We start from the raw sequence: 7,895 nt of genomic DNA, 5'->3' as shown, positions 1-7,895 counted from the left end.
AAAAAATTTCATCAGGTGGTACGCCTAAAACAGGCATTCCTGAATACTATAATAATGGCGAAATCCCTTGGCTTCGTACCCAAGAAGTTAATTTTAATGATATTTATGACACAGGCGTAAAAATTATAGAACCAGGTGTTAAAAATTCAAGTGCAAAATGGATACCTGCAAATTGCGTTATTATAGCAATGTATGGGGCAACTGTTGGGCGTGTTGGTATCAATAAAATTCCAATGACAACCAATCAGGCATGTGCAAATATTGAAGTAAATGAAGAAATTGCTGAATATCGCTACGTATATTACTGTTTAGCCAATCAATATGAATATATTAAATCACTGGGAACGGGTTCTCAAACCAATATTAACGCTCAGATTGTCAAAAAACTTAAAATCCCAATCCCACCCCTATCTGTTCAAAGTCAAATCGTTGCCATTTTGGACACATTTGACACGCTGACCCAATCCATCAGCGAAGGTCTGCCCAAAGAAATAAAGCTGCGTCAAAAGCAATATGAGTATTACCGTGAGCAGTTATTAAATTTTAAAGCGACGATTTAACGATTTAACGATTTAAACAATCATGATTAAAAGGTTATTATTCATGAATGTCGAAACACCCAACCCAAAAACCGCCAAACATATGGCGACAAGCGTGATTTTTATGCTGTCTGTGATGGCAGGTACGCCCAGCTGGGCAACCGATAGCGATGCTGTTCAAACCAGTAAAGACAGCACCATCGCACAACAAGCCGATGAGTTTTTTGAATTGGCGGTTCGCTATGATCAGGCATCAGATTACCCCATGGCGGTGCGTGAATACCAAAAAGCGGCCGAACTTGGGCATTACGAGCGATGTATAATTTGGCGGTTGCCTATTTTCAAGGTGATGGCATCCAGCAAAATTATCAAAAAGCACAGGCGTGGTATCAAAAGGCGGCGGATATGGGTCATGCCAGTGCCAAATATAATTTGGGCAGCATGTATTTTTATGGGCAAGGGGTTGCTGCAAATCAAAGCCACGCACTCGCACTCTGGCAACAGGCCGCCAAACAAGGCAATGCAAAAGCCGCCCATAATATTGGCGTGTATTATTACAAATCAAATCTTGAACAAAATAAAGCAGCAGCAAAACAGTGGTTTTTGGTCTCGTGTCAGTTGGGCTTATCTGATGGGTGCATCAAGCATGATAATTTTGATAAATTAACCACAAATTAATGATAAATTAACGACAAATATAAGGTATCTTATGATTGATTGGTCAAAAATGGACATGCGAGTGTCTCGCACTGAGATTAAAAAATCCCATGAGCGTTTGCAAGCATTATCCGAACCGCTTGCCAAATTGTCCAAAAAACAGCTTGCCAATTTGCCAGTAAGTGAATATTTTTTGGATGAATTAAAGCATTTAACCAATATAGACAGCCACGCCGCCAAAAACCGCCAAATCAAACGAGTGGGTAAACTCATCATTGAAGAAAACCGCCACGCGCTAACGCAGGCGTTATTTGAATGTCAATTTACCCCCGAGCAAATTGCCAAGATTGAAACATGGTATGATCGCCTAAAACTGTCTGATGAAAGCACCATTAAGCAGTTTGTTAAGCAATTTAAAAAGGCGGAATATAACAGTATTTATCAACTGCTTTTGTGGATAGAATACGCCAAACATTTGGGCGATGATGAGCTATTGGCTGAAAGCGTGGCAGATTTTGAAAGTTATGTTAAAGAGGTGGCGATATTGTCTAAATGATGATTTGATGGCTGGGTTTTGTCTTGGCATGAGTACAATATCAGCCAATCACCAAAATACCGATAGATCATCGGTATTTTGGGCAGACGAAATAAACGCACAGATTGGCTGATTTTAACATTTGTGGGTTATTGTTTTTCTTCACGCACTTTATTAATCAAAAAATCCACGACTTGAGGCACTTTGGCATCTTCACCGGAAACCACATACTTACCATGAACAACCACAGCAGGCACGCCAGATAGACCATAGCGTGTCGCAGCTGCTTTGGCACGCTCGATTTTGGTGGTTACGGCAAAAGAATTATACAGGCTGTCAAATTTTGCCTTATCGATGCCTTTAGAGGCGTACCAGTTACCAAGCTCTTGTTGTGAACTGATAATGTTGCGATTGCCATCTTTGTGGACGGCATCAAATAATGCTTGATGGGTTTTTTCTTGGGCGTCTAGTTGCTGGGCAGCATAAAAGCCACGAGCACCCACTTCCCACACTGGATTCATCGCCGCAGGTGTCTGAAAAAATGCCACATCAGCAGGGCGTGTTTTTGCCCATTTTTGCATATGTGGCTCAAGATGATAGCAATGTGGGCAACCGTACCAAAAAAATTCACGCACCACAATGACGTCACCTGCGATAGTTTCAGGATTGGGTAATACTTTATAGTCCTGACCTTCGACAAAGTTTGCTTGTGCCAAAGTTGCAACACTTAGCATGGTTGTGAGTAATGCTGTTTTTAATGCAAATTTCATAAAATTTCCTTGTTGTAAGATAAAGCCTAAAATCTGATGATGATATCAATGTTAAAGACAAAAATCTGATGAGCTATAGTTTATCGTATTTTTTGTCAAATGTGGCAACAGTTTTCTTAAGGTTTCGTTGCAGATTGTGTAAATTTTTTGCCATCAGTGTGCGGCCTACGCTGGTTTATTTTGGTATGATCTTGATGGTTTCATCATGGATTGTATTTGATTTTTAAGAGTTTTGGGTGCTTAAGATGAGTAATGATGACCTTAAATTGTAAAAGTAGTCAAATACCGTTAAAAATGATAAAATAAAAAAATTTAGCCAAATAAAACAAAACCAAAGGATGATGCCATGCAAAGTCATGATACTGCCACCATCAACAGCATAAACTCTGCCAGCGATACCAACCAAGCGATCAATAATGCTGATTTTGACGAAATTAGTAAATTCACCAAATTGGCGGATGAGTGGTGGGATCGCATGGGTGCGTTTAAATCATTGCATGATATCAACCCACTGCGTCTAAACTGGATTGAAGATCGTGTGAATGACTGTTATGGTTCATCGTTGGTTGCCAAATCGGTGGTAGATATCGGCTGCGGTGGGGGGATTTTGGCACATTCGATGGCGGTGCGTGGTGCGAGCGTTTTAGGGATTGACTTGGGTGATGAAAACCTAAAAGTGGCCGGTATCCACGCCGCCAAAACAGGCATAGATGGGCTTGATTTTCGCTGCGTTGCTGCAGAGGAGTTGGCGGCAGAACACGCTTCTGGTTTTGATGTCGTGACTTGTATGGAGATGCTTGAGCATGTGCCTGATCCTAGTGCGATTGTGCAGGCGTGTTATGATTTATTAAAGCCGGGTGGTGTGTGTGTGATGAGTACCATTAATCGCAACCCAAAATCTTATCTGTTTGCGATCATTGGTGCTGAATATGTCTTAAATTTGGTGGATAAAGGGACGCACGATTGGCATAAGTTCATCACGCCAGCGGAGTTAGACCAAATGGCGATGAGCGTTGGTTTTCAAAGATGTGATTTGACGGGTCTGCATTATAATCCTATTACCCAGCATTATTGGCTGTCTAATAAAAATGTTGATGTCAATTATATGATGGCATTTACCAAACCAAACACACAAACAGATACCCCAAAACACACCTAAGGAAGCTTTATGACACAGCCCATTCAAGCCGTGTTCTTTGATTTGGACGGTACATTGATTGATACCGCACCTGATTTTGTTCGTATCATTCAGCAGATGTGTGCCGATGAGGGACTATCTGCCCCCAGTGAAGCAGCGATACGAGAGCAGGTGTCAGCAGGCGCGCGTACTATGGTTCAGCTGATGTTTGCCGAGCAACTTGGGCAAATCTGTGATGACGATCCACGACTATTAAGCCGCCGCCAAGCTTTTTTGGATCGTTATGAAATCGATGTTTGTGTAGATAGCCGAGTATTTGAGGGGCTTGAGGTCTTACTTGAAAAACTTGAGGGGTATCATATCCCTTGGGGCATTGTTACCAATAAGCCACGCTATTTGACAGAAAACTTATTGGACAAGCTAAATTTATCATCACGATGTGGTGTTTTGGTCTGTCCTGATGATGTCAAAAATCCCAAACCTGACCCTGAGCCTTTATATTTGGCGTGCCAAAAAATTGGCGTTGAACCGTTGGCATGTATTTATATTGGTGATCATCGCCGAGACATTGAGGCAGGGCGGGCTGCTGGTATGCAGACAGCCATCGCAGGGTTTGGTTATTTATCGGCAGCGGATTTGGCAAGTATCGATACTTGGGGTGCTGATGTTATCATGCAGACACCCAAAGCGTTGACGGATTGGGTTTTGCAACAAGTTTTATAAGGTGACTTTCATTGTCGCTTAAGTGGGTTATTGTTGGACCCAAAAGGTATTATATTACCTTATTTTCTTCTCATAAATTTCATATCAATTTAACATAGAGCTAACAAAAAGCTCAATTAGCCACTGGATAAAACATGACAACCATGCGTTCACATGATGCAATTCGTGATTTTCAATTCACCAAAGACAGTCTAAAAGATAAAATTATTTTGGTGACAGGTGCAGGCGATGGGATAGGCAAAGTTGCTGCTTTGACTTATGCCAAATGCGGTGCAACGGTTCTTTTGCTGGGTAAAACTCAATCAAAACTTGAAGTGGTTTATGATGAAATTGAGGCACTTGGGTTGGCGTTGCCTGCCATTTTACCCATGGATCTTGAGCGGGCAGATTTTGCACAGATGCAAAAGCTGGCAGGCTTAATTGAAAAAGAATTTGGACATCTTGATGGCGTGCTACATAATGCAGCCATTTTGGGGACATTGACGCCACTTGAGATGTACGATCCGATCACCTTTGAGCAGGTCATGCGGGTGAATATGACAGCCGTATTCATGCTGACCCAAAGCCTAATTCCGCTACTGCGTGCAGCCCAAAGCGGCTCGGTGGGATTTACAAGCAGCAGCGTGGGTGCAAGACCAAGAGCGTTTTGGGGTGCTTATGCACTCTCAAAACAAGCGGTTGAGGGTATGGCAACCATTTTCACCCAAGAAACCCAAAACATGACAGCACTTCGGTTTAATTGTATCAATCCTGGTGCAACTCGTACCAATATGCGTGCACATGCTTTTCCAGGTGAGGACCCTTATACACTTAAGACGCCTGAGGATATCATGCCAGTTTATGTGTATTTGATGACAGATGAAGCAAGTGGTATTAAAGGTCAAGTGATTGATTGCCAACCAAAAAATACTTAGCTAATCAAGCCAACACAAATAGCATCATGACTATCATCAAATCAGCCTTAACCTACACTCTTTAAACCAGTCGTGGCAAATTTTTCAATCAAAACTTCACCAAATGGGTGTTACTGTGAGTTTGTTTCAAAACTTTATGATTATTCTTGTACTGATTTTGACATCGAGTTTTTTCTCGATTTCAGAAATTGCTTTGGCAGGTTCAAGAAAAATCAAACTTAAATTACTGGCAGAATCAGGCGATGACCGTGCCGAGAAAGTCTTAAAATTGCAAGAAAATTCAGCTGATTTTTTTGCCACTTCACAAATTGGCCTAAATGCTGTCGCCATTTTGGGCGGTTCGGTTGGTGAAAGTGCCTTGCGTCCTTATTTTTCCGAATGGATTGGCTTGGTATATCAAGGGATTTGGCTTGACAGCATCGCTTTTTTTTCGTCGTTTGTTTTGGTAACACTGCTATTTATTTTATATGCTGACCTGATTCCCAAACGCATTGCAATGATTAATCCTGAGCGAGTGGCTTTGGTGGTCATCAATCCGATTTTATGGACAATTCGTGTGGTCAAGCCCTTGGCATGGATCATCAATACCATCGCAGATGTGACTTTTCGGCTTTTTAAATTTGATACGGCTCGTGATGACAGTATCACCTTTGATGATATTTCTGCCATTGTTGATGCTGGGGCAGAGGCTGGCGTTCTGATGGAACAAGAACAGCACTTTATCGAAAATGTTTTTGAACTTGAAGAACGCACCGTGCCATCATCGATGACGGCTCGTGAGGATGTGGTATATTTTGCACTCAGTGAAAGCGAGGAGAGTATTCGTCAAAAGATTGCCGATTATCCTTATTCTAAATTTTTGGTCTGTAATGAGCATATCGACCAAGTCATCGGTTATGTCGATACCAAGGATATTTTGGTACGAATTTTAAGCGAACAGCCAATTTTTCAGCTGAATGAATCTACCATTCGTAATGTACTGATTATTCCAGATACACTCACTTTATCCGAGCTTTTGGATAAATTTCGTGCCAGTAATGAAAAAATGGCGGTAGTCATTAATGAATATGCATTGGTTGTTGGGCTAATTACACTATCAGATATTATGATGACTGTCATGGGCGATTGGGCAGCCGCTGAGCCTGAAGATTTACAAATCATTCGCCGTGATGAAAATTCATGGCTGATTGATGGGATTACGCCGATTGATGATGTTAAACATGCCCTTGATATTAATGAGTTTCCTGATTGGGATCATTATGAGACGCTGGCGGGCTTTATTATGTATCGCCTGCGTAAGATTCCACGCCCTGCAGACTGGGTAGAGCATGAGGGCTTTAAATTTGAGGTGGTAGATATCGACCATTATAAGATTGACCAACTTTTGGTAACTCGCCTAGAGCAACTGCCCAAGCACGAAGACTAAGATTCATCTTCTGCCTTTATGCACACAAAGTTCAGTGGTTCATTGTCTGATTTGATAAGCGATTGGCTTCATCGACAAGTATCATTATCATAAGGAGCCTGTATGGCATCAAATACACGATTTGGTTTACCCATTTGGTCAATGCTCTTGCCATTGGTGGCTTGGGGGTTATTTTTTGTGGGCATAAAAACCCATCTGCTGTTACAAATTTTGGGGGGCGTGTTTTTAATTGGTAGTGTGTTATCGGCAGTTTATCACACAGAGGTGGTCGCGCATAAGGTCGGAGAGCCTTTTGGTACCATTATTTTAGCGTTAGCCATTACCATCATTGAGGTCGCACTCATCATCTCGCTGATGGTCACAGGCGGGGATAATGCAGCGTATTTACCTCGTGATACGGTTTTTGCAGCAATTATGTTGATTTTAAATGGGATTCTTGGGATGTCGCTGATGATTGGCGGTCTAAAACATCGAGAACAATTTTTTGGGCAAAAATCTGCCAGCACCGCATTAATTACACTGGTCTCAATTTTGGTGATGACCTTAATTTTACCAAATTTTACCACTTCCACCACGCAAGGCACTTATTCATCAGCACAGCTTATGTTTGTGGCGGTGGCCTCTTTGGTATTGTATGGTTCATTCATCATGGTTCAGACAGTGCGTCATCGTGATTATTTTTTGGCAGCTGATGATGATTTGGATCACCATGCCCAACCACCAAGCACAAAGATTACAACCATCAGCTTTATATTTTTGTTAATCTGTTTGGGCATTGTGGTCATGCTTGCCAAGAGCCTAAGCCCCAGCATTGAGGCGGCAGTTGCTTATATGGGTGCACCTGTCGCGTTGGTTGGGGGGATCATTGCAGCGGTGGTGTTAATGCCCGAGGGATTGGCGGCATTAAATGCGGCACGCCACAATCGTTTTCAGACCAGCTTAAACTTAGCATTAGGTTCAGCATTGGCAAGTATTGGCTTAACCATTCCTGCTGTCACCATTGTTTGCTTAATTTATGATATTCCATTGGTGCTAGGTTTAGATGGTAAATCTATGGTATTGCTTGGTTTATCAACTTTTATTGTCATGCTGTCACTTAATCAAGGACGCACGAACATTTTATACGGCATTGTATTGTTGGTGAATTTATCGGCGTATGTTTTCACCATCATTGCACCATAAATGACCGCGAT

General features: G+C 41.9%; 10 protein-coding genes. 8 read left to right on the top strand and 2 right to left on the bottom strand.

The features are described from left to right. A partial coding sequence (locus HMPREF2573_RS08810; protein ID WP_070473235.1) for a restriction endonuclease subunit S occupies window positions 1–560 on the top strand: 560 nt, incomplete at its 5' end. 101 nt (window positions 561–661) lie between these two features. On the opposite strand, the gene HMPREF2573_RS09775 is transcribed toward HMPREF2573_RS08810, so the two are convergent. Next, entirely contained in the window at window positions 662–793 is a 132-nt protein-coding gene (locus HMPREF2573_RS09775; RefSeq protein ID WP_255360642.1) for a hypothetical protein, read from the bottom strand. 61 nt (window positions 794–854) lie between these two features. Between HMPREF2573_RS09775 and HMPREF2573_RS08805 the strand changes: the two genes are divergently transcribed. Both HMPREF2573_RS08805 and yjgA read left to right on the top strand, forming a co-directional pair. Continuing rightward, window positions 855–1,217: a tetratricopeptide repeat protein gene (locus tag HMPREF2573_RS08805; RefSeq protein WP_065248884.1), complete on the top strand. Its 363-nt coding sequence runs from the start codon at window positions 855–857 to the stop codon at window positions 1,215–1,217. A 31-nt stretch (window positions 1,218–1,248) separates the two neighbouring features. Beyond that, window positions 1,249–1,752, top strand: coding sequence for a ribosome biogenesis factor YjgA (gene yjgA / locus HMPREF2573_RS08800; protein WP_003657231.1), 504 nt, complete (start codon window positions 1,249–1,251; stop codon window positions 1,750–1,752). Between the two features lie 128 nt (window positions 1,753–1,880). Here the strand turns inward: yjgA and HMPREF2573_RS08795 are convergent, their stop codons facing one another. Continuing rightward, on the bottom strand, window positions 1,881–2,501 hold the full coding sequence (locus HMPREF2573_RS08795; protein ID WP_003657232.1) for a thiol:disulfide interchange protein DsbA/DsbL: 621 nt from the start codon (window positions 2,499–2,501) through the stop codon (window positions 1,881–1,883). 346 nt (window positions 2,502–2,847) lie between these two features. Here HMPREF2573_RS08795 and ubiG point away from each other — a divergent pair, with 346 nt between their 5' ends. The 5 genes from ubiG (at window position 2,848) to HMPREF2573_RS08770 (ending at window position 7,884) form a co-directional block, all read left to right on the top strand. After that, entirely contained in the window at window positions 2,848–3,660 is an 813-nt protein-coding gene (gene ubiG, locus HMPREF2573_RS08790; RefSeq protein ID WP_003664773.1) for a bifunctional 2-polyprenyl-6-hydroxyphenol methylase/3-demethylubiquinol 3-O-methyltransferase UbiG, read from the top strand. A 9-nt stretch (window positions 3,661–3,669) separates the two neighbouring features. Further along, entirely contained in the window at window positions 3,670–4,362 is a 693-nt protein-coding gene (locus HMPREF2573_RS08785; protein WP_070473233.1) for an HAD-IA family hydrolase, read from the top strand. 134 nt (window positions 4,363–4,496) lie between these two features. Beyond that, the gene (locus HMPREF2573_RS08780) at window positions 4,497–5,276 is read left to right on the top strand and encodes a YciK family oxidoreductase (RefSeq protein WP_070473230.1); all 780 of its coding nucleotides are present in this window, start codon (window positions 4,497–4,499) and stop codon (window positions 5,274–5,276) included. Window positions 5,277–5,379: 103 nt separating this feature from the next. Further along, window positions 5,380–6,702, top strand: a complete 1,323-nt coding sequence (locus HMPREF2573_RS08775) for a polyamine export protein PaeA (RefSeq protein WP_003661356.1) — start codon at window positions 5,380–5,382, stop codon at window positions 6,700–6,702. 102 nt (window positions 6,703–6,804) lie between these two features. Then, the gene (locus HMPREF2573_RS08770) at window positions 6,805–7,884 is read left to right on the top strand and encodes a calcium:cation antiporter (RefSeq protein ID WP_070473227.1); all 1,080 of its coding nucleotides are present in this window, start codon (window positions 6,805–6,807) and stop codon (window positions 7,882–7,884) included. The last annotated feature ends 11 nt before the right edge of the window (window positions 7,885–7,895 follow it).

The organism is Moraxella sp. HMSC061H09 (assembly GCF_001809255.1).
In the GTDB taxonomy this organism is placed as follows: domain Bacteria; phylum Pseudomonadota; class Gammaproteobacteria; order Pseudomonadales; family Moraxellaceae; genus Moraxella; species Moraxella catarrhalis.
The sequence above is the reverse complement of the archived record's forward strand: the minus strand, read 5'-3'. Positions and strand labels throughout refer to the sequence as shown.